The 26,952-nt window shown below is 71.3% G+C and carries 23 protein-coding genes and 2 pseudogenes; 9 read left to right on the plus strand and 16 right to left on the minus strand.

What is annotated here, in order from left to right:
* Positions 1-43 precede the first annotated feature (43 nt).
* The 9 genes from fadD32 to glf all read right to left on the minus strand — a co-directional run bounded on the left by fadD32 (position 44) and on the right by glf (position 12,325).
* Positions 44-1,936, minus strand: coding sequence for a long-chain-fatty-acid--AMP ligase FadD32 (gene fadD32 / locus B8W67_RS10465; protein WP_085303918.1), 1,893 nt, complete (start codon positions 1,934-1,936; stop codon positions 44-46).
* Positions 1,937-2,162: 226 nt separating this feature from the next.
* Positions 2,163-3,176: a carboxylesterase Culp6 gene (gene culp6, locus B8W67_RS10470; protein ID WP_085303903.1), complete on the minus strand. Its 1,014-nt coding sequence runs from the start codon at positions 3,174-3,176 to the stop codon at positions 2,163-2,165.
* A gap of 102 nt (positions 3,177-3,278) precedes the next feature.
* Positions 3,279-4,196: an esterase family protein gene (locus tag B8W67_RS10475; protein ID WP_069393042.1), complete on the minus strand. Its 918-nt coding sequence runs from the start codon at positions 4,194-4,196 to the stop codon at positions 3,279-3,281.
* A gap of 156 nt (positions 4,197-4,352) precedes the next feature.
* A complete protein-coding gene (locus tag B8W67_RS10480) occupies positions 4,353-5,414 on the minus strand; it encodes an esterase family protein (protein WP_069393043.1) in 1,062 nt (353 codons plus the stop codon).
* 343 nt (positions 5,415-5,757) lie between these two features.
* Entirely contained in the window at positions 5,758-7,728 is a 1,971-nt protein-coding gene (gene aftB / locus B8W67_RS10485) for a terminal beta-(1->2)-arabinofuranosyltransferase (RefSeq protein WP_084228962.1), read from the minus strand.
* Positions 7,715-8,635, minus strand: a complete 921-nt coding sequence (locus B8W67_RS10490; RefSeq protein WP_069393044.1) for a decaprenyl-phosphate phosphoribosyltransferase — start codon at positions 8,633-8,635, stop codon at positions 7,715-7,717. The genes aftB and B8W67_RS10490 overlap by 14 nt, the downstream gene beginning before the upstream one ends.
* Positions 8,632-9,165, minus strand: coding sequence for a phosphatase PAP2 family protein (locus B8W67_RS10495; protein ID WP_069393087.1), 534 nt, complete (start codon positions 9,163-9,165; stop codon positions 8,632-8,634). Before B8W67_RS10495 ends, B8W67_RS10490 begins: the two co-directional genes overlap by 4 nt.
* Before the next feature lie 35 nt (positions 9,166-9,200).
* Positions 9,201-11,132, minus strand: coding sequence for a glycosyltransferase (locus B8W67_RS10500; RefSeq protein WP_069393045.1), 1,932 nt, complete (start codon positions 11,130-11,132; stop codon positions 9,201-9,203).
* Positions 11,129-12,325 (minus strand): UDP-galactopyranose mutase, encoded by a 1,197-nt coding sequence (glf, locus tag B8W67_RS10505; protein ID WP_069393046.1) that lies wholly within the window; start codon positions 12,323-12,325, stop codon positions 11,129-11,131. The genes B8W67_RS10500 and glf overlap by 4 nt, the downstream gene beginning before the upstream one ends.
* 219 nt (positions 12,326-12,544) lie before the next feature.
* On the opposite strand from glf, the gene B8W67_RS10510 reads away from it, so the two are divergent.
* Together B8W67_RS10510 and B8W67_RS10515 are read left to right on the plus strand one after the other, a co-directional pair.
* Entirely contained in the window at positions 12,545-13,519 is a 975-nt protein-coding gene (locus B8W67_RS10510; protein ID WP_085303904.1) for a hypothetical protein, read from the plus strand.
* Between the two features lie 165 nt (positions 13,520-13,684).
* Complete coding sequence (locus B8W67_RS10515; RefSeq protein WP_085303905.1) at positions 13,685-15,316, plus strand: N-acetylmuramoyl-L-alanine amidase; 1,632 nt, start codon at positions 13,685-13,687, stop codon at positions 15,314-15,316.
* A gap of 34 nt (positions 15,317-15,350) precedes the next feature.
* Here B8W67_RS10515 and B8W67_RS10520 read toward each other — a convergent pair whose 3' ends face one another.
* From B8W67_RS10520 to B8W67_RS10535, 4 genes and pseudogenes are all read right to left on the minus strand, one after another.
* Complete coding sequence (locus B8W67_RS10520) at positions 15,351-16,166, minus strand: Cof-type HAD-IIB family hydrolase (RefSeq protein ID WP_085303907.1); 816 nt, start codon at positions 16,164-16,166, stop codon at positions 15,351-15,353.
* The gene (locus tag B8W67_RS10525) at positions 16,163-16,942 is read right to left on the minus strand and encodes a lysophospholipid acyltransferase family protein (RefSeq protein WP_069393051.1); all 780 of its coding nucleotides are present in this window, start codon (positions 16,940-16,942) and stop codon (positions 16,163-16,165) included. Before B8W67_RS10525 ends, B8W67_RS10520 begins: the two co-directional genes overlap by 4 nt.
* 6 nt (positions 16,943-16,948) lie before the next feature.
* Positions 16,949-17,688: pseudogene (locus B8W67_RS10530) on the minus strand (lysophospholipid acyltransferase family protein).
* A gap of 3 nt (positions 17,689-17,691) precedes the next feature.
* Positions 17,692-18,462: a lysophospholipid acyltransferase family protein gene (locus B8W67_RS10535; RefSeq protein ID WP_069393052.1), complete on the minus strand. Its 771-nt coding sequence runs from the start codon at positions 18,460-18,462 to the stop codon at positions 17,692-17,694.
* 153 nt (positions 18,463-18,615) lie between these two features.
* Between B8W67_RS10535 and B8W67_RS10540 the strand changes: the two genes are divergently transcribed.
* The gene (locus tag B8W67_RS10540) at positions 18,616-20,163 is read left to right on the plus strand and encodes an MBL fold metallo-hydrolase (protein ID WP_085303909.1); all 1,548 of its coding nucleotides are present in this window, start codon (positions 18,616-18,618) and stop codon (positions 20,161-20,163) included.
* Positions 20,160-20,501: a hypothetical protein gene (locus tag B8W67_RS10545; protein ID WP_069393054.1), complete on the plus strand. Its 342-nt coding sequence runs from the start codon at positions 20,160-20,162 to the stop codon at positions 20,499-20,501. Before B8W67_RS10540 ends, B8W67_RS10545 begins: the two co-directional genes overlap by 4 nt.
* Here the strand turns inward: B8W67_RS10545 and serS are convergent.
* Entirely contained in the window at positions 20,498-21,757 is a 1,260-nt protein-coding gene (gene serS, locus B8W67_RS10550; RefSeq protein ID WP_069393055.1) for a serine--tRNA ligase, read from the minus strand. The two genes, B8W67_RS10545 and serS, sit on opposite strands and share 4 nt — an antisense overlap.
* A gap of 69 nt (positions 21,758-21,826) precedes the next feature.
* Here serS and B8W67_RS10555 point away from each other — a divergent pair.
* The 3 genes and pseudogenes from B8W67_RS10555 to B8W67_RS10565 all read left to right on the plus strand — a co-directional run.
* Positions 21,827-22,978 (plus strand): annotated as a pseudogene (locus B8W67_RS10555) (septum formation family protein); the annotation flags it as partial.
* 11 nt (positions 22,979-22,989) lie between these two features.
* Positions 22,990-23,340: a metallopeptidase family protein gene (locus tag B8W67_RS10560; RefSeq protein ID WP_069393057.1), complete on the plus strand. Its 351-nt coding sequence runs from the start codon at positions 22,990-22,992 to the stop codon at positions 23,338-23,340.
* A 50-nt stretch (positions 23,341-23,390) separates the two neighbouring features.
* Positions 23,391-23,573, plus strand: a complete 183-nt coding sequence (locus B8W67_RS10565; protein WP_069393058.1) for a hypothetical protein — start codon at positions 23,391-23,393, stop codon at positions 23,571-23,573.
* 19 nt (positions 23,574-23,592) lie between these two features.
* Here the strand turns inward: B8W67_RS10565 and B8W67_RS10570 are convergent, their stop codons facing one another.
* Complete coding sequence (locus tag B8W67_RS10570) at positions 23,593-24,282, minus strand: histidine phosphatase family protein (RefSeq protein WP_069393059.1); 690 nt, start codon at positions 24,280-24,282, stop codon at positions 23,593-23,595.
* The gene (gene pheA / locus B8W67_RS10575; protein ID WP_069393060.1) at positions 24,279-25,157 is read right to left on the minus strand and encodes a prephenate dehydratase; all 879 of its coding nucleotides are present in this window, start codon (positions 25,155-25,157) and stop codon (positions 24,279-24,281) included. The genes B8W67_RS10570 and pheA overlap by 4 nt, the downstream gene beginning before the upstream one ends.
* Positions 25,158-25,268: 111 nt before the next feature.
* Here pheA and B8W67_RS10580 point away from each other — a divergent pair, with 111 nt between their 5' ends.
* Both B8W67_RS10580 and B8W67_RS10585 read left to right on the plus strand, forming a co-directional pair.
* The gene (locus tag B8W67_RS10580; RefSeq protein ID WP_069393061.1) at positions 25,269-26,042 is read left to right on the plus strand and encodes a DUF2470 domain-containing protein; all 774 of its coding nucleotides are present in this window, start codon (positions 25,269-25,271) and stop codon (positions 26,040-26,042) included.
* Between the two features lie 26 nt (positions 26,043-26,068).
* Positions 26,069-26,833, plus strand: a complete 765-nt coding sequence (locus B8W67_RS10585) for a CPBP family intramembrane glutamic endopeptidase (protein WP_069393062.1) — start codon at positions 26,069-26,071, stop codon at positions 26,831-26,833.
* The last annotated feature ends 119 nt before the right edge of the window (positions 26,834-26,952 follow it).

Raw genomic sequence — 26,952 nt, forward strand, 5'->3', positions numbered from 1 at the left:
TCGTGGCTGCCCCAGGAGCGGGGATGATGACCGACCGGCGGCGTCATTCCGCCTGGTCGGGGAAGGCGTTCGGGGAAGCGTAACCGCCGCGCAGGCTACCGTCGACGTAGGCGCCGCGACAGGCCCGGCGGCCGATCTTGCCGCTGGAGGTGCGCGGCACCGACCCGGCTTGGACCAGCAGCACGTCACGCACGGTCACCCCGTGGCGCACCGCGATGGCCGCCCGGATGTCGTCGGCGATCGGCTGCGGATCGAGCTTGTGGGTGCCCGGCGCCCGCTCGGCGACGATCACCAGCTGCTCGGAGGCGTCGTCGGCGTCGTAGGTCAACCCCGAATGCGGGTTGTCGAAGACCGCGGCCGGCAGCTGGTTGGCCGGCACCGAGAACGCGGCGACGAACCCGGTGCGCACCGCCCGGCTGGCCTCCTGCGCGGAGTACTCCAGGTCCTGCGGGTAGTGGTTGCGCCCGTCGATGATCACCAGGTCCTTGACCCGGCCGGTGATGTAGAGGTCCTTCTCGTAGAAGGTGCCGTAGTCGCCGGTGCGGACCCACAGGGCGTCCTCGGGGGCACCGTCGGCGTGGGAGTCCTCGATCCGGGAGGTCAGCGGGTTCTGGAACGTCTCGACGGTCTCGGCGGGCTTGTTCCAGTAGCCGCTGCCCATGTTGTTGCCGTGCAGCCAGATCTCCCCGATCTGGCCGTCGGGCAGCTCGGCACCGGTCTCGGCGTCGACGATGACCGCCCACTCGTCGACCCCGATCCGGCCGGCGGAGGCCTGCGCGACCGCGGTCTCGGCGTCGGCGGCGACCTCGACGAAGCTGTTCTTGTTCAGCGCGTCCCGGTCGACGTGGATGATCTTCGGCGCCTCCTCCATCGGGGTGGTGGAGACGAACAGGGTCGCCTCGGCCAGCCCGTAGGACGGTTTGATCGCCTTCTCGGCGAACCCGTACGGGCCGAACGCGTCGTTGAACTTGCGCAGCGAGGCGGCCGAGACCGGCTCGGAGCCGTTGAGGATCGCCTTGACGTTGCTCAGATCCAGCGGCTCGTCACCGTCGCGGGGCACCCCGCGCAGGGCGGCGTGCTCGAAGGCGAAGTTCGGCGCCACCGAGTAGGCCATGCCCTGGTCGTCGGGTTTGCGCGCCAACTCCCGGATCCACCGGCCGGGCCGGCGCACGAACGCCGCCGGCGTCATGAACGTGACGTGGTGGCCGATCACCGGGGAGAGCATCACCGTGATCAGGCCCATGTCGTGGAAGAACGGCAGCCAGGTGACCCCGCGGTCACCTTCACGGCCCTCCAGCGCGTGCATCACCTGCACCACGTTGGTGGGCAGGTTCAGGTGGGTGATCTGCACCCCGGTGGGGGTGCGGGTCGACCCGGAGGTGTACTGCAGGTAGGCGATGGTGTCCTCGTCGGCGGACGGCAGCTCCCAGGTGCCGGCGACCTCGTCGGGGACCGCGTCGACGGCGATGACCCTCGGGCGCTCCTTGGCGGGCCGGCTGCGGAAGAACTTGCGGACCCCTTCGGCGGAGTCCGACGTGGTCAGGATCGCCGCCGGTTCGCAGTCGTCGAGCACCGCGTGCAACCGGCCGACGTGGCCGGGCTCGGCCGGGTCGAACAGCGGCACCGCGATCCGCCCCGAGTACAGGGTGCCGAAGAACGCGATCAGGTACTCGATGTTCTGCGAGCACAGGATCGCCACCCGGTCGCCGGGCTGGGTGACCTGCTGCAACCGGGCCCCGATCGCGCGGTTGCGCGCACCGAACTCCGCCCAGGAGATGTCGCGGGCGATGCCGTCGCGCTCGGTGGAGAAGTCCAAAAACCGGTAGGCAAGCTTGTCGCCGCGCACCGAGGCCCACCGCTCGACGTGGCGGACCAGGCTGCCATGCTCGGGGAACCTGATCTTGCCGTCCTTGATGAACGGGTTGCGGTACCCCAACTGGGATCCCTGGGCCATTACCACTCTCCTGTCGACACCTCGTTACGGCGCGGGGTCGGCCGTGCGGGCAGCCGCGTTGCCGCCGCGTTCGCACAGATCGTACCGACGCGACCCGGCTGCGCGGTCGATCCGACCGGCAACCGGGGGACCGCCCGCTCTTAATTCTTTCTTAATGTTAAAGGTCCGGGCCCGCACGGGCAAAATCAACGCGCCGCCGGGCGCCGGTTCACCCGTGTGGCGGGTGGGGAGCGTTCTCGATGAGCCGACGCGCCCAGTCCAGCGTCCATTCGGTGGCCGGTTTGCCGTCCATGCTCCAGAACTGGGTGGTGGCGTAGAGCGCGTGCACCGGGTTGGCCGCACCCCCGGCCAGGGTGTCGAGGGTGGCCGGCAGGTTGGCGATCGAGAACGCCTCCCGCGGCGCGGCGCAGATCAAGTCGCCTTCGCCGCAGATCTCGTAGGTGCGGTTGTTCAACGCCCCGAACCCGCCGGGGCGCGGCCCGGTCATGGTCAGCCCCAGCCCCGACAGCATCGGCACCTCACTCAACGTGATCTCCGCGCCCTGCCCGGGCGGGTTGGGCCCGATGAACTGGCCCACCCCGTCCTGGCGTCGCCCGTCGGCGATCAACGTCACACCCAGCACCAGGTCCTCGTCGACCGGCCCCTTGCCGTTGCCGATCATGTTGGCCAGGTCCCCGGCGATCACCGCGCCCTGGGAGAAACCGATCACCACGTAGCTGGTGAGCGGGCACTTGTCGTTCATCTCGGTCATCGCCTTGACCGCGGCGCGGGTGCCCTCGTCGCGACTGTCGTTGTAGGACATCTGCTTGTCGTTGCTGAGCGGGTTATGGAACTGGGCGGTGTAGGGCACCGTGTAGGTCTGCACCCGGGCGGCATCGAAGTCGTGGGCGATCGGGCGGGTGACGCCCAGCAGCAACGCGATCGGGAACTGGTCGGGGTTCAGCGGGTCGTCGGTGCGGGAGGACTCCCAGGTCCCCGGGATCGACAGCACCTGCACGTCGGGGCAGCTGGCGTCCTGGTATGCCGGGCGCGGCTTCTTGGCCCGCGGGGTCGAGGAGGTGGGCGGCACCCCGCCGGGCTGCTCGGCGGACGGCGGCGGACTCGACGGCATCCGGATGGCGATGATCACCACCCAGATGACCAGGGCGACGGCCACGGCCATCGCGGCGGCGGCGATCAAGCCGAGGATGCGGTGGCGTTTACGCCGCGAGGTGGTGGCCATCGGTGTGCGGATCTCCTGCTCGCCCGGGTCGGTCGGATTGCGTTTCCACGGTACCGACCGCGCCGGCGGGGCCCCACCTCGGTGAGCCGGCCGCCGGGGGGCTCAGCCGATGGCGGCGACGATGTCACCGACCATCGCGCCGAGCTGCGGGGCCCACGACGACCAGCCGTGGTCGCCGCTGGGCGGGAAGTCGAAGTGCCCGTTGTGGCCGCCGGCGTTGCGGTACTGCTGGAAGAACTGCCGGGCGCTGCCCTGGGCTTCGGCGGCAGCGCCGATCATCGCCGCCGGGTCGCTGGCGGTGGTGGTGCCGGGGCTGAACACCCACACCCGGGTGTTGTTGGCGGCGAGCATGTTGGCGTGCACGTACGGGTCGTGCCATTTCCACCGGCCCAACTGCGGCGCACCCCACATGCCGTTGGCGTCGACACCGCCGAATTGCGCCAGCCCGGCGGTGATCGCGCCGTTCTCCCAGGTCGACGACGGGTAGAGGAATCCCGACAGCGAGCCGGCGTAACCGAACCGGTCGGGGTGGAACACCGCCATCGTCATCGCGCCGGTGCCGCCCTGGGAGGCGCCGACGATGGCGTGCCCGCCGGGGGCGAGCCCCTTGTTGGCGGCCAGCCAGTTGGGCAGCTCGTCGGCGAGGAAGGTCTCCCACTGCTTGCTGCCGTCCTGCTCCCAGTTGGTGTAGAGACTGTAGGCGCCGCCGGCGGGGGCGACCACCGACAGCCCGGAGCCGGCCAGGGTGCCCATCGCGTTGCCGGCGGTGACCCAGTTGCTCACGTCGGGGCCGGCGTTGAACGCGTCGAGCAGGAACACCGCGTGCGGCCCGCCGCCCTGGAAGCTGACCGGGATGTCGCGGCCCATCGCCGCCGACGGCACCATCAGCTGCTCCACCCCGTCGGCGTGGGCGGGCGCGGCCGGCACCGCCACCACGCCCACCACTCCCAGGCCCAGCGCCACCGCGACGGCGCTCAACGTTCGTAGCAGTGTTCGCAGCAGAATCGTCCCGGCCCTCATCGCAATCACCCTCCGCACGCCGTCGGTCCGGGGGTCCGCGGGTGAGCCCGGCGCGACCCCGACGCACCGTAGTGAATCACACCGGCGCCGCCGGGGGTGCCGATACGCGCAACGGCGGCGCCCCGGGTGGGACGCCGCCGTCGGCGGTGGGTGGGCCTATTCGTCGCTGTCGGCGGCCGGGGTGTCGGCGGGGGCCTCGGCGGGGGCCTCGACCGGCACCGCCCCACCGGAGGTGGCGCCGAGCACCCGCTGCAGGTCGGGCTTCATCGCCTGCAGCTGCTGACCCCAGTAGCCCCAGTCGTGGGTGCCGTTGGCGGGGAAGTTGAACACCCCGTTGCTGCCCCCGTGGGCGACGTACTCCTCCTGGAAGGTCCGGTTGGTTCGGATCGTCAGCTTCTCGAGGAACTCGGCGGGGATGTTGTCGCCGCCGACCTCGCTGGGGTTGCCGTCGCCGCAGTAGATCCAGATGCGGGTGTTGTTGTCGACGATCTTTTGGATGTTGACCATCGGGTCGTTGCGCAGCCAGGCGTCGCTGCCCTTCGGGCCCCACATGTCCTCGGCCTTGTAGCCGCCGGCGTCACCCATCGCCAGGTTGACCAGGCTGGGCCACCAGCCCTCGGAGAGGTTCAAAAAGCCCGACATGGAGCTGGCGTAGATGAACTGCTCCGGGTGGTAGATCGACAAGGTCAGCGCCGCCGACCCGGCCATCGACAGCCCGACCGCCGCACCGCCGGTCGGTTTGACCGCGCGGTTGGCCGACAGCCACCCGGGCAGCTCGCTGGTGAGGAACGTCTCCCACTTGTAGGTCTGGCAGACCCCGGATTTGCTGCAGGCCGGCTTGTACCAGTCGGAGTAGAAGCTGGACTGCCCGCCCACCGGCATGACCATCGACATCCCGGAGTCGTAGTACCACTCGAACGCCGGGGTGTTGATGTCCCAGCCGCTGTAGTCGTCCTGGGCGCGCAGACCGTCGAGCATGTAGATGGCCGGCGAGTTCTCCCCGCCGCTTTGGAACTGCACCTTGATGTCGCGGCCCATCGCCGCCGACGGCACCTGCAGGTACTCCACCGGCAGCCCGGGGCGGGAGAAGGCGTCCGCGGTGGCCGAACCACCCACCGCACCGACCAGCCCGGGCAGCAACGCGGCCCCCAGGGCCGCCACCGTCAGCCGCCGCGGCATCGCCGCGAGGGCACCGCGCATCTTGTCAACGAGCGTCATCGTTGTTGTCCTGTTCCTTCCTGAAAACCACCATGGGGAGAGCCGTCGTCTGACGCCACCATCCAGACGGGAGGGGAGTCGAGCTCGAAGCCGCCGGTCTGCGGGACTCGCGCGAGTCCCGGCCGCGGCAGCGCCCGTGTAGTCAACCACATCGCGGGGCGTTTTCTGGCATCGCGCGCGGCCGGGCCCGCCGGTCACCTGCACATTCGCCACCGGCTCTTAATACTCTTAGAGTGCGCTCAGATTCTCTAACCCGCCGGTCAGCACCGGCGGGCTACGTTGCTGGACGGCCCCGACGGGGGCTGTGGCATTTCTCACCCGCGCACCGGCGTGGGCGCGCCGGTCACGGCCCGGTCGCCGGCATCCCGGTGTAGGGCTCGGTGCGCGGCGGCGGCACCGCCAGTTTGCACCGGTGCAGTTCGTACAGCGGCACCCGGTCGATGCGGTAGCGGGTGAACTCGTAGGCGTGCAGCACGTTGGAGGCGAACCGGCGCGGCCCCAGCGGGGCGCGGATCGCGGCCAGTGCCGCCTCGGTGTCCGGGCAGCGCAGCGCCGCCTGCGCCTGCGCCACCCAGTCCTCGTCGAGGTAGGGCGGCAGGTAGGGGTGCTGTTTGAGGAAGGGGCCCTCGGCGACCGCCCAGTCCGGGAAGAGGTCCTTGTCGTGGCCGATACGCCCGTGGTCGAGGCGGGCGGTGTGGGCCGCCAGCGGATTGGCCAACCCGATCTGGTCGATCACCCGCACGTCGAGGCCGGTGTTCATCGAGACCATGCCCAGGTTGGTGAAGAACACGGTGTGCACCGGCTCGGGCCGCTCGGCGGCCGGCAGATCCGGGGGCGGGGGGATCGCCGGGACCACGTCCCAGCGGTCGTAGTCGCCCGAGGGCAGCAGCAGCGCGCCGTCGGGGGTATTGGCCAGCGCCACCAGCACCGCCCGCATCCGCGGATAGTCCAGGTAGTCCGCCGCGGTCAGTGGGTGGGCGTGCCCGGTGGCCTGGGAGTAGAACTGCCGCTCGTCGATGATGCCGGCGTAGCCGATGCGGGTGGCGTTGGTGCCCATGCCGGTGGAGTTCGCCGCCCACAGCGACCAGCCGGCCAGCCCCATCCAGACCAGCCCGACCGCCCCGGCCAGCCAGTAGCCGGTCTCCCGGGAGACCCGGGCGCCGTCGGGAATGACCAGCGGCACCACCGCCACCGGGGCCAGCAGACAGAACACCGGGGCCAGCAGCACCCGGGCGTGCATGAAATCCCCACCCTGGCGCGTCCAGTAGGCCGCCTGCAGCACCCCGCTGATCAGCATGAACGCCACCACACCGGCCGGGCTTTGCAGCAGCCGCGCCAGCCGCCCGGCGCCGGGGTCGGTGCGCCGGGTCCGCGTCCGGCCGCCGCGGGTGATCAACAGGGCCGGCACCAGCACCAGCAGCAGCAGCGCGGGGATCCACAGCGCGTAGGGGCGGTTGAAGTTGGCCAGATAGATCCAGCCCTGATGCCATTTGTCGCCGCCGGCGTCCTTGGCCAGCGCGGTGCCGGGCACCAACAGCCCGTAGTAGCCCATCCGGAAGATCTGGTAGGCGACCGGCAGCGCCCCGCCGGCGGCCACGATCAGCGCCCGCGTCCGCCACCCGGAGGCGGCGATCAGCAGCATGATCAGCGCCAGCCCGCCCAGCAGCGCCAACTCGGGGCGCACCAGCACGCTGAGCCCGGCGACGAACGCCAGCGCCGCGAGGAACCCGCGCCCGCCGGGCTCCCCCGGGCGGCGCTGCGCCCAGCAGACCATCATCCACCACAGCAGGCCCAGGTAGGCCAGCACCAGACCGCACTCCAGCCCGGAGGTGGCGAAGTCGCGCGCCGGCGGCAACGCGATGTAGACCAGCGCGCCGGCGGGCAGCAGCAGCGCGCGCTGCCCGACCAGGCTCGGGGCGTAGAGCCGGGCGGTGCCGAGCATCACCAGTGCCATCCCGGCCAGGCTCAGCACCGGCGCCAGCGCCAGCACCACGTACTCCAGTCGCACCGGCCCGCCGATCCAGCTGCCCAGATACACCAGGTAGGTCCAGACGGTGGAGGTGTTGGCCTCGATGCGCTCCCCGGCGTTGAACACCGGGCCGTTGCCGGCCAGCAGGTTGCGCACGGTGCGCAACACGATCAGCCCGTCGTCGGAGATCCAGCGGCGCTGCCAGGCACCCCAGCCGAACGCCACGGTGACCAGCACGATCCCCAGCCACAGGCTGGTGCGCGTGATGGCCTCATACGGGTAGGCCGGCCACCCCGCCCGGCGGGGCGCCGACCGGTCCGCCGGTGCGGCGCTAACCGTAGGCAACGGCGACACCCACGGTGGCGATCCACGCGAGCGCGAGCAGCTGCAGCACCCGGTCGTGACGCAGAATGTCCTCGGGTTCGCCGGCCAATCCCCCGTCGACGTCGACCGCGTAGCGCAGCAGGCCGATCGTGATCGGGATGATCGACACCGCGTACCAGGAGCCGGAGCCGTGGTCGCGTTCGAACGCGAACAGCGAGTAGCAGACCACCATCGCCGTCGCCGACAGGGTCCACACGAACCGCAGGTAGGTGCTGGTGTAGCTCTCCAGCGATTTGCGGATCTTCGCCCCGGTGCGCTCGGCGAGCTGCAACTCGGCGTAGCGTTTGCCGGCCACCATGAACAGCGAGCCGAACGCCATCACCAGCAGGAACCACTGCGACAGCGGGATGTCGGCCGCCACCCCACCGGCGATCGCGCGCAGCAGATACGCCGAGGACACGATCGAGATGTCCAGCACCGCTTGATGTTTGAGCCCGAAGCAGTACGCCAGCTGCATGGCCAGGTAGATCGCTATCACCAGCGCCAGGTTGGGGGTGACCCACAGGGCGATCCCCAGCGATGCCGCGGCGAGCACCCCGGCCAGGACGTAGGCCAGCCAGGGCGGCACCACCCCGGCGGCGATCGGCCGGAACCGTTTGGTCGGGTGGGCGCGGTCGGCCTCCACGTCCCGGGCGTCGTTGATCAGGTAGATCGCCGAGGCCGCCAGGCAGAACACCACGAACGCGAGCAGCACCTGGCCGGCCACCGCGCGGTAGTCGACGTCGAGACCGCGGCCGAGGGCGGCCAGCGGCGCGGCCACCACCAGCACGTTCTTCACCCATTGGCGGGGGCGGACCGCCTTGATCACGCCGGTGACCAGGTTCGATGGTGGGCCGGCGGCCGGCGGTGCCTCGTCGATCTTGCTCATGGGCCTGCGCTCGTTCCTTCTGTTCGGCTCTGCGGGGCGTCGGGTGCGCCACCGAGGGCACCGTCGAGGGCGCGGGCCCCGGCGGCGACGGCGGCACCGACGAGCACCCCGGCTGCCACGTCACTGGGGTAGTGCACCCCCAGCAGTATCCGCGATAGCGCCATCGGCGGGATCAGCACCGCCGGCAGCGGCCACCCGGTGATCCGCCCCAGCAGGATCGCGGCGGCGGTGGTGGAGGTGGCGTGCGCCGACGGGAAGCTCAGGGCGCTGGGGGTGGCGACGTTGACCGCGACCGCGGGGTGATGCGGGCGCTGCCGGCGGATCACCCGTTTGACGACGACGGCTGCGGCGTGGGCGGCCAGGGTTCCGGCGGCGGCGACCAGCCAGTCCCGCCGACGCGACCGGTTCAGGCTCGCCCCGGCGGCGGCCAGGCCCAGCCAGCCGGCGGCGTGCTCGCCGAAGTGCGACAGTGCCCGCGCGCCGGTCACCATGCCCGGCCGGGCGGCCAGGGCGGACTGGACCGCCACCATGACCGCCACCTCGCCGTGCGGCGCCGCGGGCTCGTTCACCGCGGCTCGCCCGCCCGGTCGGGCTCGCCGGCGAGCAGCACGGCCTCCCAGTTCTGGGTGCTGGTCAGCATCGGCAGCGCCTGCCGGTAGACCCGGCGCAGCGTGTTGAACCGGCGCGCCAACGCCACATGCTGGCGCAGCGAGGCCCGCAGCAGCGTGAACATCTTGGCCCGGTCGCGCTGGCGGTAGACCACCCCGCGGCCGTCGGCGGTGGTGACGGTGACCCCGTCGACCTTGCACAGCAGAAACCAGCGGGCGTCTTGGGTGGCGACGTTGAGCTGGGGGCGCCGGTGGTGCTCGGGGTTCTCCCGGCGCAGCTGGTGGGCCACCCCGCGGGTGAGCCGCAGCCCGATCGAGGGCAGCGAGACCGGCGGTTTGTGGATCTTGGTGCGCCCCGACGGGGCGGGCAGCGCGGTCGCGCCGGGCAGCACCACCGCGTCCGGGTACTGCTTGCGCAGCGCGTGCACCGTCGGCAGCGCGGATTCCAGCACCGAGAAGATGCGCTCGGGGCCGGCCAGGAAGTCCGCGATGGCCTGGTTCTGGATCGCCACCGTCGAGTACTCCAGGCAGAGCAGATGTTTGGCGGTGGCCTTCAGCGAGCTGGCCAGCAGTCCGCGGGCCCGGCCGTCCCAGTGCAGGGCGGCGACCACCAGCCGGTTGCGCAGATGGAAGTAGGCCTGCCAGTCGATGGCGTCGTCCTTGTCGCTCCAGGCCATGTGCCAGATCGCCACCCCGGGCAGGGTGACGGTGGGGTAGCCGTGTTCGGCGGCGCGCAGCCCGTAGTCGGCGTCGTCCCATTTGATGAACAGCGGCAGCGGCTGGCCGAGCTCCTCGGCGACGGCCCGCGGGATCATGCACATCCACCAGCCGTTGTAGTCGACGTCGATGCGCCGGTGCAGTTCGGTGGAGTCGGCCAGTGCGCACTCGGCGAAGTCGTGGTCGTATTCGGCGTGCGGGGCGTTGGTCCACATGAAGTTCTCCCGGTCGACCACCTCGCCCATCACGTGCAGGTGCGACGGCTCCTGCAGGTTGAGCATGTGGCCACCGACCAGGGTGGGTTTCTTGGCGAACCGGTTCATCGCCAGCGCCCGCAGGATCGAGTCCGGTTCGATGCGGATGTCGTCGTCCATGAACAGGATCTGTTCACAGTCGGTGTTCTTCAGCGCCTCGTACATCACCCGGCTGTAGCCGCCGGAGCCGCCCAGGTTGGGTTGGTTGTGCACGGCCAGCCGATCGCCGAGCGCGGCGGCGGCCGCGGCGAAGTCGGGGTGGTCGACGGCCTTGTTGGTGCCCTGGTCGGCGACGATCACCGCCCCGACCACGGCGTCGACCAGCGGATCGGAGGTCAGCGCGGCGAGGGCGTTGACGCAGTCGGCGGGGCGGTTGAAGGTGGGGATGCCCACCGTGATGTCGGCCCGCCCGGGTGCGGCGGTGGGGGCGTACCAGCCGGCGTGCAGCAGGCTGACCGGGGTGTCGGTGGTGATGTCGAACCAGATCCAGCCGCCGTCCTCGAACGGCGACAGGTCGATCTCGAACTCGGTCCAGGCCGGTTCGCCGTCGGCGGCGCTGACCACCGGGGCGCCGCCGACGCTGATGCGCGCGCCGGTCGCCTTGGTGCGGTAGACGTCGACGCGGGCCGACCCGGCCAGCTCCACCCGCAGCACCACCGACTCCAGCGTCGACCAGCGCCGCCAGTAGCTGGCCGGGAACGCGTTGAAGTAGCTGGCGAACGACACCCCCGACTCCGCGCCGATCTCCAGGGTGGTGCGGGTGGGCGCATGGGCGCGCCGGGCGTTGGTGGCGGCCTCCTCCAGGTACAGCTTGCGCACGTCCAACGGCTCGCCGGGGCGCGGCAGGATGACCCGCGACAGCAGGCTCACCGCCCGCGACTCGGCGGCGTCTAGCGGACCGGACGGGATATCGCTCATGGGTTGCTGCTCTCCTCCAGCCGCACACCGTCGCGCAGATGTGGGGCCAAGACGTTGTCGTACATGCTCAGGGCACTGGCGATGGCCATGTGCATGTCCAGGTACTGGTAGGTGCCCAGGCGGCCACCGAAGAGGACGCGCGCGGCCGCGGTCTCGGCTTTGGCGCGGGCCCGGTAGGCGCCGAGCACCGCGCGGTCGGCGTCGGTGTTGATCGGATAGTAGGGCTCGTCGTCATCGTCGGCGAACCGAGAGTACTCCCGCATGATCACCGTTTTGTCGGTCGGATAGTCCCGCTCGGGGTGGAAGTGGCGGAATTCGTGGATGCGGGTGTAGGGCACGTCGGCGTCGTTGTAGTTCATCACCGGCGTGCCTTGAAAATCCCCGCAGTCGTCCAGCACTTCCAGTTCGAAATCCAGGGTGCGCCAGCCCAGCCGTCCCTCGGCGTAGTCGAAGTACCGGTCCAGCGGCCCGGTGTAGACCACCGGGGCGTCCGGGCTGGCGGCGCGCAGCTCGTCGCGCACGTCGAACCAGTCGGTGTCGAGGCGCACCTCGATGCGCTCGTCGGCCGCCATGTTCTCCAGCCAGGCGGTGTAGCCGTCGACCGGCAGCCCCTCGTAGGTGTCGTTGAAGTAGCGGTTGTTGAACGTGTAGCGCACCGGCAGCCGACTGATCACCGCCGCGGGCAGCTCGGCCGGGTCGGTCTGCCACTGCTTGGCGGTGTAGCCCTTGACGAACGCCTCATACAGCGGGCGGCCGATCAGTGAGATCGCCTTCTCCTCGAGGTTGCGCGCCTCGGCGGTGTCGATCTCGGCGGCCTGCTCGGCGATCAGCGCGCGGGCCTGCTCGGGGCTGAAGTAGCGGCCGAAGAACTGGCTCACCAGCCCCAGCCCCATCGGGAACTGGTAGGCCTGCCCGTCGTGCATGGCGAACACCCGGTGCTGGTAGCCGGTGAAGTCGGTGAACTGCCGCACGTAGTCCCACACCCGCTTGTTGGAGGTGTGGAACAGGTGGGCACCGTACTTGTGGATCTCGATGCCGGTGGACGGCTCGGCCTCCGAGTAGGCGTTGCCGCCGATGTGGGGCCGTTTCTCGATCACCAACACCCGCTTGCCGAGCTGGGTGGCCACCCGCTCGGCGACGGTGAGGCCGAAGAACCCGGATCCGACGACGAAAAGGTCATAACGTGCGGTCATCGGCGCCTAGGGTATCCGACGACGCCGCCGCCGCGTCGGACGCCGCGTACCGGCGGCGATCGCCGGCGTCACGGGCCCGCGCCAACCGCAGATCGCGATTCGCTCACGATTCGATCTCGTCACACCAATCTCACCAGTCACACTCGTACCATCGAGTTCAGCGGCTCCCTGCCGTGCTGCACCACCTGAATGCAGTAGTTCCACATTGAGGAGACTTCCGTGCCGAACCGACGTCGACGCAAGCTCTCGACCGCCATGAGCGCAGTCGCCGCCTTGGCCGTCGCGAGTCCATTTGCCGTTCTCACCGTGTCCGAGTTGAGCGCGAGCGCCTCCTCGGCGCCCGAGCAGCCCGAGTTCGTCCGAGCGGCGGTGGTCACCGACCTGCCCAACGAACTGATGTCCGCGCTGAGCCAGGGCCTGTCCCAGTTCGGGATCAACCTCCCGCCGGTGCCGACCGGCCTGAGCCCGGCCGGGGCCATGCCGGCCACCTCCCCGGGGTTGACCTCGCCGGGACTCACCTCGCCGGGACTGACCTCGCCCGGGATGAGCCCGGGGCTGACCTCGCCGGGGCTGAGCCCGGGGATGACCAATCCCGCGCTGACCGACCCGAGCCTGACCAGCCCGGCCGGCACCATGCCGGGGCTGACCGACCCGTCGGCCACCATGCCGGGGCTGACCGATCCGTCGGCCGCCATCCCCGGGCTGACCGATCCGTCCGGTGCGCTGCCCGACCCGGGCGGCACCCTGCCCGGGGTGGACCCGGCGTTGACCAACCCGGCCGCCACCCTGCCGGGCGTGGACCCCGCCCTGCTCGGACCCAGCGACGGGCTCTCCCCGATCGGCCCGAGCGAGATGCCGATCAGCACACCGATCGGGATGGACCCGTCGATGGGCACCTATCCGATCCTCGGTGACCCCTCGCTGGGCGCCATGCCCGCCACCCCCGCCACCAGCGGCGGCGGCGGCATCGTCAGCGACGTGATGAGCGCGGCCCAGCAGCTCGGCGCCGGCCAGGCCATGGACCTGCTCAAGGGCGTGGTGATGCCGTCGATCATGCAGGCCGCCCAGGGGGCCAACCCGGCTGCGGCGGCACCGTCTGTCGCGGCCCCGGCCGCCGAGGCCGCCACCGACGCCGCGGGGGTCGCCGCCGACGCCGCCGGCACCGCCGCGGAGGTGGGGACCACGCTGCCGTAACCGGCACGATCGACCTGTTGCGCAACGACACCGCAGGGCGGGACTGGATCCGGGCCGATCCAGCACCCCAGGGCTCTGCGGTGTCGTTACAGGTTGAGTCACTTATTTCACAGTAATACCGTGTCGCAACATTAGTAACTATTGAAACGTACGTAACATCGGCGCGTGCCGTCTCGCCGTTCCGCACCGACGCTGCTGTTCACGGCCATCGCCGTCACCGTCGCGATACTGCCGTGGGCCACCGACGGCATCGGCGCCACCGGCGGCGCCGCGCCGGCCCCCGATGCCGCTGACACCGCGCTCGCCGAGCAGCCGCTGCCCGCGCTCACCGCCGGGCACAGCGTGCGCGAACTCTCCCAGGACACGCCGTTCTCACTGGTCGCACTCACCGGCACCGACCTGACCGGCACCACCGCACGGGTGCGGGCCCGCCACGACGACGGCAGCTGGGGCCCCTGGTATGAGGTGGAGGCTTCCGAATTCGGCGGGGACGACACCGCGCGGCAGACCCACGGCACCGAACCGGTCTTCGTCGGCGCGACCACCGCGGTGCAGATCGCGGTGGATCGCCCCGCCGACGCGGCGACCACCGTCGCGGACTCCGGCCGCGGCGCTGACGACGATGAGCGGGGGTACCGTCCGGCCAGCGTGGAACACTCGGTGGCCCCGCAGGTCTCGGCGGTGTTGATCTCCCCGCCGCAGGCGCCGCGGGACGTGCAGTGGACCCCGCCGAACGCGGTCACCCCGCCGGGGCAGCCGCCCACCATCATCAGCCGGGCCCAGTGGGGCGCCGACGAGACCGCACGCTGCCCCACCGAGTACTCCGACGGGGTGCGCGCCGCGGTGGTGCACCACACCGCCGGCAGCAACGACTACTCGCCAAAGGATTCCGCGCCGATCCTTCAGGCCATCCAGGCGTATCACACCCGCACGCTGGGCTGGTGCGACATCGCCTACAACGCCCTGGTCGACAAGTACGGGCAGGTGTTCGAGGGCCGCGCCGGCGGGATCACCCGGCCGGTGCGCGGGTCGCACACCGGCGGGTTCAACCGCGACACCTGGGGGGTGGCGATGCTCGGCAACTTCGACGACGAGCCGCCCACCACCATCCAGGCCCGTACCGTGGCCCGGCTGCTGGGATGGCGGCTCGGCCTCGACGGGGTCGACCCGCTGGGGACCACGACGCTGCGCTCGGCCGGCGGGGCCGACACCCGGTTCGTCCGCGACACCCCCACCACGCTGCCGACGATCTTCACCCACCGCGACGTCGGCGCCACCGACTGTCCCGGCCACGCCGCCTACGCGATGCTCGACTGGATCCGGCAGGCGGCCGCCCGCTCCACCCGCCCGCCGGGCCCCGAAGACCTCGTCGAGTCACTGCGCGGCGGCGCGATCCTGGCCCGGTGGCAGGCGATGGGCGGGATGCGCGGCCCACTGGGCGCACCCACCTCGCCGGAGAGCGCCGGGGTCGACACCACCCGCTACGCCACCTTTGAGCACGGGGCGATGTACTGGTCGCCGCAGACCGGGCCGCAACCGGTGCTCGGGGCGATATATCAGGCGTGGGCGGCGCTGGGCTATGAGCGCGGCGTGCTGGGATTGCCGACCAGCGGGGAGATCCCCGAACCGCAGTGGATCGGGCAGAACTTCCAGCACGGCACCTTGAACTTCGACCGGCTGACCGGTGCGATCACCCGGGTGGTCGACGGGGTCGCGCAGGTGCTGCCCCCGCCGGAAGGCACCGGTCCGCCGGTGCAACTGGAGCGGTTCTCCCCACCGGTGAGCCCCGCGGTCTAACCGCCCGGCTCCCCGCCCCCACCGGCGCCGGCGCTCACAGCCACCACCGCTCCAACACGCGGGCCAACCCGTCGTCGTTGTTGGCGGTGGTCACCTCGTCGGCGGCGGCGACGGCCTGCGGGTGGGCGTTGCCCATCGCCACCCCGTGGCCGGCCCGGCGCAACATCGGGATGTCGTTGGGCATGTCACCGAACGCCAGCACATCGCCGGCCAGCAGCCCGAGCGGCCCGATCACCTCGGCGATCCCGGTGGCCTTGCTGATTCCCGGCGGCACCACCTCGATCAGCCCGTTGTCGGTGGAGAAGGTGATGTCCCCGGCGAACTGGGGATGCTCGGCCAGCCGCGCCGCCATGTCCGCGCTGCGGGCCCCGGTCTTGCGGATCAGCAGCTTGATCGCCGGGGCGCTGAGCAGATCGGCCAGCGAGACCTCGGTGTGATCGGGGTTGAGCCAGGCGTGTTCGTAGCCCGGTGCGCTGACGAACTGCGGGGTGGCGGCGTCGTGCGCGCGGGCCCCGAGACGCTCCACCGCCAGCCCGGCCCCCGGGATCACGCGGGTGGCCAGCGCGGCGAGCTCGGTGAGGGTCTCCGTCGACAGGGTGTGGGCGGAAAGCACCCGGTCGGTGGCCGGGTCGTAGATCACCGCCCCGTTGGCGCAGACGGCGGTCGGGGCGAACCCGAGCTGGTCGACGACCGGGGCCACCCAGCGCGGCGGGCGCCCGGTGGCCAGGATGAAGTGGGCTCCACCGTCGACCGCGGCGTGGATCGCCGCCCGCGTGCGGGGGCTGATCGTGTCGTCGTCGGCGAGCAGGGTGCCGTCCACGTCGCTGGCGATCAGCGCCGGCAGCGTCATCGTTCGGAGCGGCGCTGGGCCACGTCGTGGTTGCGAGCCTTTTTGCGGGCCCGTTCGGCCAGTTCGGCGCGGCGCAGCACCGCCGATTCCTCCGGTGTCGGCGCTCCCCCGCCCAGCCGGTTGGGCACCCAGTGCGCGCCGGTGGGATGCGGGTATTCCTGTTGGACGCGGTAGAGCATGGTTTTCATCTGCTCACGCAGTTCAGTCATGATCTGCTCGGGGCTGTCGTCGCGGGGCACCAGCGGGCGGCCCGCCTCCACGATGATCGGAATCTTGTTGAGGAACAACTGTTTCGGGTGGTCCTTCGGCCAGATGCGCTGCGCCCCCCACACGATCATCGGGATGATCGGCACCGCGGCCTCCAGCGCCATGCGCGCCGCCCCGGTTTTGAACGGCCGCAGCTCCAGGCTGCGGCTGATCGTCGCCTCCGGGTGCAGCCCGACCAGTTCACCGGTGCGCAGCCGGTACACCGCCTCGGCGTAGGCATCGGCGCCGTGCTCACGGTCCACCGGGATCAATTTGACGTGTTTGATGACGTAGTTGACCGCGGGAACGTCCTGCATCTCCGCCTTGATCATGAACCGCAGCCGGCGTTTGCGTTGCAGCGCCGCCAGCGAGGCGGGAAGCCAGTCCACGTAGCTGGTGTGGTTGACCACGATCAGTGCGCCGCCCTGTTCGGGGATGTGCTCGAGACCGCGATAGCTGATCGTGGTCTTGTTCGCGGCCACCACCTGCGGCACCACGATCTCCAGCAACCGGAAGAACGGTTCGGCCATGCTCGGCTACCTCCTCACCCGACGCGCCCGGTGGACCAGCTCAGCCTCGTCCAAAACCTTAGCCTGCGCCGGTGTGGGGGCGGCCCCACCCAATCGGTGCGGCACCCAGAACGCTCCCGCCGGCTGCGGGTAGTCGCGTTGCACCTCGTCTAGCAGCGCGGCCATCCGCTCGCGCACCTCGTCGAGCAACTCGGGCACCGTCCCGTCCGGCGGTATCGGCTCGCCGACGGCCACGCTGATCGGCGTCTTGGTGCGGCCCAAATTCTTCGGATGATCCTTGGTCCAGATCCGCTGCGCCCCCACACGATCAGCGGGATCACCGGCACCGCCGCCTCCAGCGCCATGCGCGCCACCCCGGTCTTGAACTCCTTGAGTTCGAAGCTGCGGCTGATGGTGGCCTCCGGGTACACCCCGACCAGCTCGCCGGCGCGCAGGCGCTCCACGGCGGCGGCGTACGCGCCGGCCCCGGCAGACCGGTCGACCGGGATGGTGCCGGTGTGGGTGATGAGGAAGTTGACCAGCCGGACCCGGCGCATCTCGGCTTTGATCATGAACCGCAGACGCCGTTTCGCCCGGTGCACCGCCAGCGCGGCGGGCAGGAAGTCGACGTAGCTGGTGTGGTTGATCGCCACCACCGCCCCGCCGCCTGCGGGCAGATGGTCCACCCCGCGGTAGCTGATGTGGGTACCGGTGGCCCGCACCACCTGGGCGGCGGTGACCTCGAGGACGCGGAAGACCGGCTCCACGGGCTACTCCGGGTCGCCGGCCGCCCGCTGCGCGCGCCGGGCGGCCTTGGCGGCGGCCTCCTCGTCGTCCATCCGGGCGGCCTCAGCCAGTGACGGCGCACCGCCCCCGAGCCGGTGCGGCACCCAGAATTCGCCCGGCGGGTAGGGCCCGTAGTCGTCCTGGACACGTTCGAGCAGATGCTGCAGCCGCGAATGCAGCAGCGCGGTGAGATCGGGTGCGGGCAGGGTCGGCGCAATGGGTTCGCCGACGGCGACGACGATCGGCACCTTCGGCCGATACAGCTTCTTGGGGTGGCCCTTGGTCCAGATGCGCTGGGCACCCCACACGATGTGCGGGATGATCGGCACGTCGGCCTCGATGGCCATCCGCGCCGCGCCCGACTTGAGCTCCTTGATCTCGAAGCTGCGGCTGATCGTGGCCTCCGGGTACACCCCGACCAGCTCACCGGAGCGCAGGTACTCCACCGCGAGCTGGAACGACGCGGCGCCGCTGCCGCGGTCGACCGGGATGTGTTTGCAGCCGCGCATCAGCGGCCCGCCGATCTTGTGGTCGAAGATCTCCTGTTTGGCCATGAACCGCACCTTGCGGCCCAGGCCCTGCCGGTAGGTGGGCAGCCCGGCGAAGGTGAAGTCGAAGTAGCTGGTGTGGTTGATCGCCACCACCGCGCCGCCGGTTTCCGGCAGGTTCTCCACCCCGCTGACCGTGAAGGTCAGCCCCTGCAGCCGCCACGCCAGGCGTGCACACTGAATGATCGTCCCGTAAACCGGCTCCACGCCGCTCAGCCTAATCGGCGGACCCCGCCGGTGGGCCGCACCCACCGCCGCGGGCGCCCCGGCGCCGATCCGGGCGTTAAGCTCAAACGACGGGCCCCAAGCCGGTGCGCCCACCGGAACCGTCGGCGGACCCAGCGGTGGAGAGAGGTTTTCGTGCAGGTCACCAGCGTCGGACACGCGGGTTTTCGGATTGACACCGCCGCGGGCAGCATCCTGTGCGACCCGTGGGTCAACCCGGCGTATTTCGGGTCGTGGTTCCCGTTCCCGGACAACAGCGAGCTGGACTGGGACACCCTCGGCGACTGCGACTACCTCTACATCTCGCACCTGCACCACGACCACTTCGACCCCCGGCATCTGCGCGACCACGTCAGCAAGGACGCGGTGGTGCTGCTGCCGGACTACCCGGTGCCGGACCTGCGCGACGCGCTCACCGCGCTGGGCTTTCACCGGTTCGTCGAGACCACCGATTCGGTGCGCCAGACGATCAGCGGCCCCAAGGGCGACCTCGACATCATGATCATCGCGTTGCGCGCGCCCGCCGACGGCCCGATCGGCGACTCCGGGCTGGTGGTCAGCGACGGGCAGACCACCGTGTTCAACATGAACGACTCCCGCCCGGTGGACCTCGACGTGCTCACCGCGTTCGACCACATCGACGTGCACCTGCTGCAGTACTCCGGGGCGATCTGGTATCCGATGGTCTACGACATGCCGGAGCGCGCCAAAGCGGCGTTCGGCACCCAGAAGCGGCAGCGCCAGATGGACCGCGCCCGCCAGTACATCGCCCACGTGGGGGCCACCTGGGTGGTGCCCTCGGCGGGCCCGCCGTGCTTCCTGGATCCCGAGTTGCGTCACCTCAACGACGACCACGGCGATCCGGCCAACATCTTCCCCGACGAGATGGTCTTCCTCGACCAGATGCGCCGCAACGGCCACGACCGCGGCCTGCTGATGATCCCCGGCACGGTGGCGCAGTTCAACGGAACCGAGCTGTCGGCGCTGACCCACCCGCTGCCCACCGCGGAGGTCGAGGCGATCTTCACCACCGGCAAAGCCGACTACATCGCCGCCTACGCCGAGCGGATGGCGCCGGTGCTGGCCGCGGAGAAGGCGTCGTGGGCCCCGGCGACCGGCGAGCCGCTGTTGGCGCCGCTGCAGGCGCTGTTCGAGCCGCTGATGAAAAAGAGCGACCAGATCTGTGACGGGGTCGGCTATCCGGTGGAGCTGGTACTGGGCAACGAGACGGTGGTGGTCGACTTCCCGAACCGCTCGGTGCGCACCCCGAACCCCGGCGAGAAATTCCGCTACGGGTTCGCGATCGCACCGGAGTTGGTGCGCACGGTGCTGCGCGACAACGAACCCGACTGGGTCAACACCATTTTCCTGTCCACCCGGTTCACCGCATGGCGCGTCGGCGGCTACAACGAATACCTGTACACCTTCTTCAAGTGCCTCACCGAGGACCGGATCGTCTACGCCGACGGCTGGTTCGGCGAAGCCCACGACGATTCCGCGACAATCGAGTTGGGCGGCTACGAGATTCAACGCCGCTGCCCCCACATGAAGGCGGACCTGTCGAAGTTCGGCGTGGTGGAGGGGTCCACATTGACCTGCAATCAGCATGGCTGGCAGTGGGATCTGACCACCGGCCGGTGCCTGACCGCACGCGGCCACGAATTGCGGTGCGCGAAACTGTGACCGCCAGCATCGCCCGCTATGACGACGGCCGGATCCAGCTGGATCGGGAGGCGATCACCTTGCGTCGCTATCACTTCCCGTCCGGAACATCGAAAATCATTCCGCTACGGGCGATCCGCGGCTATCGGGTCGAACCGTTGGGGATGTTCATGCACCGCATGCGGATCTGGGGCAGCTCGGATCTGCGCCGTTGGCTGCCGCTGGATCCCTACCGGCCGCTGCGTTCGACGCTGGTCACCTTGGAGGTGGCCGACACGTGGCCGACACCGGCGTGCACCCCGGAGCGCCCGGGCCAGTTCGTCGCACTGCTCGAGGAGTTGCTGGCGAACTCGCGCTAACGCGCCGCGGTGAGCACCTCGGTGCCGGCATAAGGCACCAGCGCCTCCGGCACCCGCACGCTGCCGTCGGGACGCTGATGGTTCTCCAGGATCGCGACCAGCCAGCGGGTCGTGGCCAGGGTGCCGTTGAGGGTGGCGGCGATCTGCGGCTTGCCGGCGGCGTCGCGGTACCGGGTGGACAGCCGACGGGCCTGGAACGTGGTGCAGTTCGACGTCGACGTCAGCTCCCGGTAGGTGCCCTGGGTGGGCACCCAGGCCTCGCAGTCGAATTTGCGTGCCGCCGAGTCACCCAGATCCCCGGCGGCCACGTCGATCACCCGGTAGGGCACCTCGACCGCGGCGAGCATCTGCCGCTGCCAGGCCAGCAGCCGCTGGTGCTCGGCGGCCGCGTCCTCGGGGGTGCAGTAGATGAACGCCTCGACCTTGTCGAACTGGTGCACCCGGAGGATCCCGCGGGTGTCGCGGCCGTGGCTGCCGGCCTCCCGGCGGAAACACGACGACCAACCGGCGTAGCGCAGCGGCCCGTCGGACAAGTCGAGGATCTCGTCGGCGTGGTAGCCGGCCAGCGGGACCTCCGAGGTGCCGACCAGATAGAGGTCGTCGGCCTCCAGTCGGTACACCTCGTCGGCGTGCGCACCCAGAAACCCGGTGCCGGACATGATCTCGGGTCGCACCAGCACCGGCGGGATCATCGGGGTGAACCCGTTGTCGACCGCCAGGCGCACCGCCAGCTGCAATAACCCCAGTTGCAGCAGGGCGCCACGACCGGTCAGGAAGTAAAACCGCGCGCCGGAAACCTTCGCCCCGCGGGCCATGTCGATCAGCCCGAGGCTCTCCCCGAGTTCGAGGTGATCGCGCGGCGCCTCGAGGGCGGGGGGCTCGCCGACCACGTCGAGCAGCGCGAAGTCGTCCTCCCCGCCGGCGGGCACCCCGTCGATGATCACGTTGGCGATCGCCAGGTGCGCGGCGGCGAGCGCTGCCTCGGCGCGGGCCTGCTCGGCCTCGGCGGTCCTGACCTGCTCGGCGAGTTCCTTGGCCGCCGCCAGCAGCGCCGGGCGCTCCGCGGCGGTGGCCGCACCGATCTTCTTGCTGGCGGCCTTCTGCTCGGCGCGCACCCCGTCGGCGGCCGCGATCGCCGCCCGGCGCTCGGTGTCGGCGGCGAGCAGCACGTCCACCAGGGCCGGATCGGCGCCGCGGCTGATCTGGGAACGGCGGACAACATCGGGGTCTTCGCGCAGCACTTTGAGGTCGATCACGGCCTGAACACTACTTTTCCGACCGGCTGGCGGGCAGGGCGGCCGGGGTGCCTGTCAGAATGGACGGCGATGTCCGAAGAGTCCGAGCCGCTCGACGACGCCACCGTCGATGACGCGGTCGATGCCACCGCCGATGACGCGGTCGATACCACCGCCGATGACGGCGCGCCCGACACCGGCGATCGGCCCCGCCGCCGGTGGGTCGCCCGGCTGCGCCCACGGGTGCGCTCCTCGCGCACGGCCCGTCGTGGGCTGCTGCTGACCGCGCTGGGTGCGCTGCTGATCGCGGGGGTGATCGCCGCGATCCCGGTCATCGACGACAGCAGCGAACTGCTCGGCTACTTCAACGCCAACTCCGAACCGGCCGTCACCGCCCGCGGCAACGACGCGTTCTCCCAGGCCACTACCGGCGACTGCCTGACCTGGCCGGACAACGACCCGCAGGCGATCACGATCGTCGACTGCGCCACCGAGCACCGCTTCGAGGTCAGCGAGGCGGTCGATCTGCGCACCTTCCCCGGCGCCGAATACGGCCCGGACGCCCCCGCCCCGACGCCGGCGCGGCTGGCCGAGATCGGCAAGGAGCAGTGCGAACGCGCGGTGGACCGCTACCTGGGGCCACACTTCGACCCCAACGGCCGCTACACCATCGGCATGCTGTGGTCCGGGGACAAGACCTGGCAGCACGCCGGGGAGCGGCGCATGCTGTGCGGGCTGCAACTGCCCGGCCCCGGCGACACCCAGGCGCTGACGGTGGGGCGGGTCGCCGAGCAGGACCAATCCAAGGTGTTCCCGCCCGGCACCTGCCTGGGCATCGACCCCGCCACCAACCAGCCCACCGACGTTCCGGTCGACTGTGCCGCCCCGCACGCGATGGAGGTGACCGGCACGGTCAACCTCGCCGAGCGGTTCCCCGATGCGCTGCCGTCGGAGGCCGAGCAGGACACCTACATCAAGGACATCTGCACCGCCGCGACCGAGGACTACCTGGCGCCGGTGACACTGCGCCAGACCACGTTGACGTTGGGCTACAGCACGATCGCGCTGCCGAGCTGGGTTGCCGGCAGCCGGCAGCTCAGCTGCAGCGTCGGGATGACGCTGGGCAACGGCGGCTGGGCGACCCTGCTGGGCAGCGCCAAGGGGGAGTTGCTCATCAACGGCCAACCACCGGTCCCGCCACCGGACATCCCCGAGGAGCGCCTCGATCTGCTCCCGCTGCCGTCGGGCTAGCCGTGCCGGTGTCGATGGATCCGCAGCGGTTCGACGAGCTGGTCGGCGACGCGCTGGATCTGATCCCGCCGCGACTGGCCGCCGCACTGGACAACGTGGTGGTGCTCGTCGAAGCCCGCAACGCCGACGAACCGGATCTGCTCGGCCTGTATGAGGGGGTGGCGCTGACCGAGCGGGACTCCAGTTACGCCGGGTCGCTGCCGGACGCGATCACCATCTACCGGGAGGCGCTGCTGGAGGTCTGCGCCACCGAGGAGCAGGTTGTCGAGGAGGTGGCGATCACGGTGATCCACGAGATCGCCCACCACTTCGGGATCGACGACGAGCGCCTGCACGAACTCGGTTGGGGCTGAGCCGGCGCTGCGCCGCCGCGATGTCGGCCCCGGGTGTTACAAACACAGACATGAGTACCGGTTGCCGAGCCTGCGCGGCGGATCTGGACCACTGTCACGGCACCGTCATCGAGCACCTGCTGCACCCGGCCGAGTGCACCGCCGACGGCTGCATCGACCACGCCGGGGACCGCCATTGGTCACTGCTGGACTGCACGCAGGTGGCGTGCGGTTGCGGGGCTGAGGCCGGCTGAGTCCCCCCGGCGGGCCGCGTCAGCCCATCGGGTCGGCGCCGCGGTCGATGACGTCGCCGACCGGGTCGGCGGCCGGCTCGGACCCGAACGGCGGGGTCAGGGTGCCCCACTGCACGCAACTCCAGCGCCCGTCGACGATCGGCGCGAGCACCACCGCCTCGGCGTTGCCGAGGTGATGATCGAGGGCGAAGCTGGCGGCCACCCCGCCGAGCACGGCCGCCACCAGCCGGATCGCCGCGCCGTGGCTGACCACCACCACGTCGGCACCGAAGTCCCGGTCGTCGAGGTAGCGGGCCCGCAGCCCGGTCACCGCCGGCAGATAGCGGTCCAGCACCTCGGTGGCGCTCTCCCCGCCGGGCAACGCGGCGTCGAGGTCCCCGCGGTGCCAGCGCTGGTAGGTCGCGGCGAAGGCGGCGAACGCGTCGTCGTCACGGCGGTCCTCGAGCTCGCCGACCTGCACCTCGTGCACTCCGGGGATCGCCTGCGGCGCCAGGTCGAGCGCCCCGGCGATCTCCTCGGCGGTCTGGGCCGCGCGGGTGGCCACCGAGTGGGCCAGCAGGCCGGGGCGCAGCGGACCGCCCCGGGCGAACGCCCGGGCCTGCTCGCGGCCGAGCGGGGTCAGCGCGGTGCCCGGCGGGCGGGTGTCGAGGCGCCGCTCGACGTTGCCGACCGACTGCCCGTGGCGCACCAGCACCAGCCGACCGGTCATCGACTCGCCCCGCCGTCGAGCTCCCCGAGCGGCCAGGACCCCAGGTAGCGCAGCTCCGCACAGCGGGCGGTGTCGGTCTGCAGCGCGGCCAGGGCGGCGGCCACCACGGCGTCATCGACGTGTCCGGCGCAGTCCAGGAAGAACCGGTAGGTGCCCAGTTCGGTGCGGGTGGGCCGGGATTCGATGCGCGACAGGTCGATCCCGCGGTCGGCGAACTCGGCCAGCGCCGCGACCAGGGCGCCGGGGACATTGACCAGCCGCAGGATCACCGCGGTGCGGTCGGTGCCGGTGCGCGGCGGCGGCGGCCCGGGCCGGCCGACCAGCACGAACCGGGTGCGGGCCGTGGCCTCGTCGATCACACCGTCGGCCAGGGTCACCAGGTGATGGCGCGCCGCCGCCAGCGCGGTGCACACCGCCGCGTCGGCTTTTCCGTCGGCGACCTGCTCGGCGGCGGCGGCGTTGGAGTTCGCCGGCAGGATCCGCGCCTGCGGCATCTCGGCGGCCAGCCATCGGCGCACCTGCGCGGCGGCCACCGGGTGGGCCGCGACGGTGGCCGCCGTCGCGGCGTCCACACCGGGGGCCACCGCGATGCTGAACGCCACGTCCAGGGTGGTCTCGGCGAAGATCTGCAGCGGCGTCCCGATCGCCAACGCGTCCAGGGTGGGAGTGACCGATCCGTCGATGGAACTCTCGATCGGCACGCACGCGAAGTCGGCGTCACCGGCGCGCACCGCCGCCAGGGCCGCCGGCGCGGTCTCCGCCGGGACGGGGCGCGGCGGCGCACCGCGGTGGGGAATCCGGTCGGCGGCGATCAACCGCTGCACCGCCGCATCGGTGAACGTCCCCTGCGGGCCCAGGTAGGCGATGGCGGCCATCACCAGAGGCTAACGGGTTCACCGTTGGCGGTGCGCCGCGCCGCCGCGGCGACTTGCGCCGATCCGCCCAGCGAATTAAGTTAGCCTTACCTTAGCTACCGAGGGGGATGGATGATCCGGACCGACGCGCCAACGCCGAGCACCGCCGAGCGGATCCGCAGCGTCTGCCTGCGGGCCGGCCACGCGCTGCTCGCCGTCGACGGGCTGGCCCCGCTGACCACACCGGTGCAGCACCTGCTCGATGACGGCACGTTCGCGGTGGCGGTGCCGTCGGTCGCGGCCGTGCCCGACGGGACGGCGGTGATGCTGGAACTCACCGACGAGGCGGCGCTGCCGCTGCGCAAACCGGTGCGGTCGCTGGTGTGGGTGCGCGGTGAGCTCACCGCGGTGCCGGCCGCCGATGTGACCGAGCTGCTCGACGTGATCGCGCGCACCGACCCGCGCCCGGCACTGCTGACGGTGGCGACCCCGCAGTGCGGACCCGACGCCGAGCACACCCTGATGCGGCTGAAGACCGCCTCGGTGGTGGTCGCCGACGCCGCCGGCGCGGAGTCCGTCGACGTCGCCACGGTGGTGGCGGCCACCCCCGATCCGTTCTGCGCGCTGGAGGCACACTGGCTGCGCCACCTCGACGCCGCCCACCCGGAGATGGTGGCCCGGCTGGCCGCCCGGCTGCCACCGCGGTGGCGCCGCGGCGCGGTCCGCCCGCTGGCGCTGGACCGCTACGGGGTGTCCCTGCGGATCGAGGACGCCGACGGCGATCACGACATCCGGCTGCCGTTCCACCAGCCCGCCGACGATCCGCGCAGCCTCAGCCAGGCGCTGCGGGTGCTGATGGGCTGCCCGTTCGTCAACGGGCTGCGGGCCCGCCGCGGCACGCCCTAACGCGCCCGGTTGGCTACCGTGAGCCGGTGACCGCAGAGCCCTATCCGCCGGCCTCGCCACGCACCCTGCGCCTGGAGCTGGTTGTGGTGCTCGCGGTCACCTTCGGCTGCGCGGCGCTGACCGCGGCGCTCTCTCTGGCCGCCGCGGTACTGCGCGGCCTGGCGGCCCAGACCGTGCCGCTGAACCCGAGGCGGTCCAGCATCGCCTGGATCGACCTGGGGCTCAACGTCGTCGTGGTGGTGCAACTGGCCGCCTGGGGTGGGCTGGCGCTGTACCTGCTGTGGCGCGGCGGGCTGTCCCCGGCCCGGATCGGGTTGGCCCGGCCGCGTTGGCGGCTCGACCTGCCCGCCGGGGTGGGGCTGGCGGCCGTCATCGGCCTCCCCGGACTGGGGCTCTACCTGGCGGCGCGCGCCGTCGGGCTCAACGCCACCGTCGTGCCGTCCGGTCTCGACGACACCTGGTGGCGGCTGCCGATGCTGACCGTGATCGCCTTCGCCAACGGCTGGGCCGAGGAGGTGGTGGTGGTCGGCTACCTGCTGACCCGGCTGCGCCAACTCGGGCTGCGCGCCCCGGCCGCGCTGGCCCTCTCCAGCCTGCTGCGCGGCGGCTATCACCTCTACCAGGGGTTCGGCGCGGGGCTGGGCAACGTCGTGATGGGCGCGGTGTTCGGCTACGCCTGGCAACGCGGCGGGCGGCTGTGGCCGCTGGTGCTGGCCCACGGACTGATCGACACCGTCGCCTTCGTCGGCTGGGCATTGTTGGCCGACCGGCTCCCCTGGCTCGGCGCGTAGATTGTCCGGGTGAACGACAGTGCCCGGGTGAACGGAGTGTCCGGGTGAACGGCAACCGGCCGGCAGACCCGCGCTATGTGCGCGGCCCGGGCCCGGCGGGGTAGCGCGCCACCCCCGCG

This window comes from Mycolicibacillus koreensis, from assembly GCF_002104795.1.
Lineage (GTDB): Bacteria > Actinomycetota > Actinomycetes > Mycobacteriales > Mycobacteriaceae > Mycobacterium > Mycobacterium koreense.

Coding starts and splice junctions, on each gene's coding strand:
- culp6 (WP_085303903.1), bottom strand. CDS start 3,176: ATGGCCACCACCTCGCGGCGTAAACGCCACCGCATCCTCGGCTTGATC.
- B8W67_RS10475 (WP_069393042.1), bottom strand. CDS start 4,196: ATGAGGGCCGGGACGATTCTGCTGCGAACACTGCTACGAACGTTGAGC.
- B8W67_RS10480 (WP_069393043.1), bottom strand. CDS start 5,414: ATGACGCTCGTTGACAAGATGCGCGGTGCCCTCGCGGCGATGCCGCGG.
- B8W67_RS10490 (WP_069393044.1), bottom strand. CDS start 8,635: ATGAGCAAGATCGACGAGGCACCGCCGGCCGCCGGCCCACCATCGAAC.
- B8W67_RS10495 (WP_069393087.1), bottom strand. CDS start 9,165: ATGGTGGCGGTCCAGTCCGCCCTGGCCGCCCGGCCGGGCATGGTGACC.
- B8W67_RS10500 (WP_069393045.1), bottom strand. CDS start 11,132: ATGAGCGATATCCCGTCCGGTCCGCTAGACGCCGCCGAGTCGCGGGCG.
- glf (WP_069393046.1), bottom strand. CDS start 12,325: ATGACCGCACGTTATGACCTTTTCGTCGTCGGATCCGGGTTCTTCGGC.
- B8W67_RS10520 (WP_085303907.1), bottom strand. CDS start 16,166: ATGACGCTGCCGGCGCTGATCGCCAGCGACGTGGACGGCACCCTGCTC.
- B8W67_RS10525 (WP_069393051.1), bottom strand. CDS start 16,942: ATGGCCGAACCGTTCTTCCGGTTGCTGGAGATCGTGGTGCCGCAGGTG.
- B8W67_RS10565 (WP_069393058.1), top strand. CDS start 23,391: ATGAGTACCGGTTGCCGAGCCTGCGCGGCGGATCTGGACCACTGTCAC.
- B8W67_RS10570 (WP_069393059.1), bottom strand. CDS start 24,282: ATGACCGGTCGGCTGGTGCTGGTGCGCCACGGGCAGTCGGTCGGCAAC.
- pheA (WP_069393060.1), bottom strand. CDS start 25,157: ATGGCCGCCATCGCCTACCTGGGCCCGCAGGGGACGTTCACCGATGCG.
- B8W67_RS10580 (WP_069393061.1), top strand. CDS start 25,269: ATGATCCGGACCGACGCGCCAACGCCGAGCACCGCCGAGCGGATCCGC.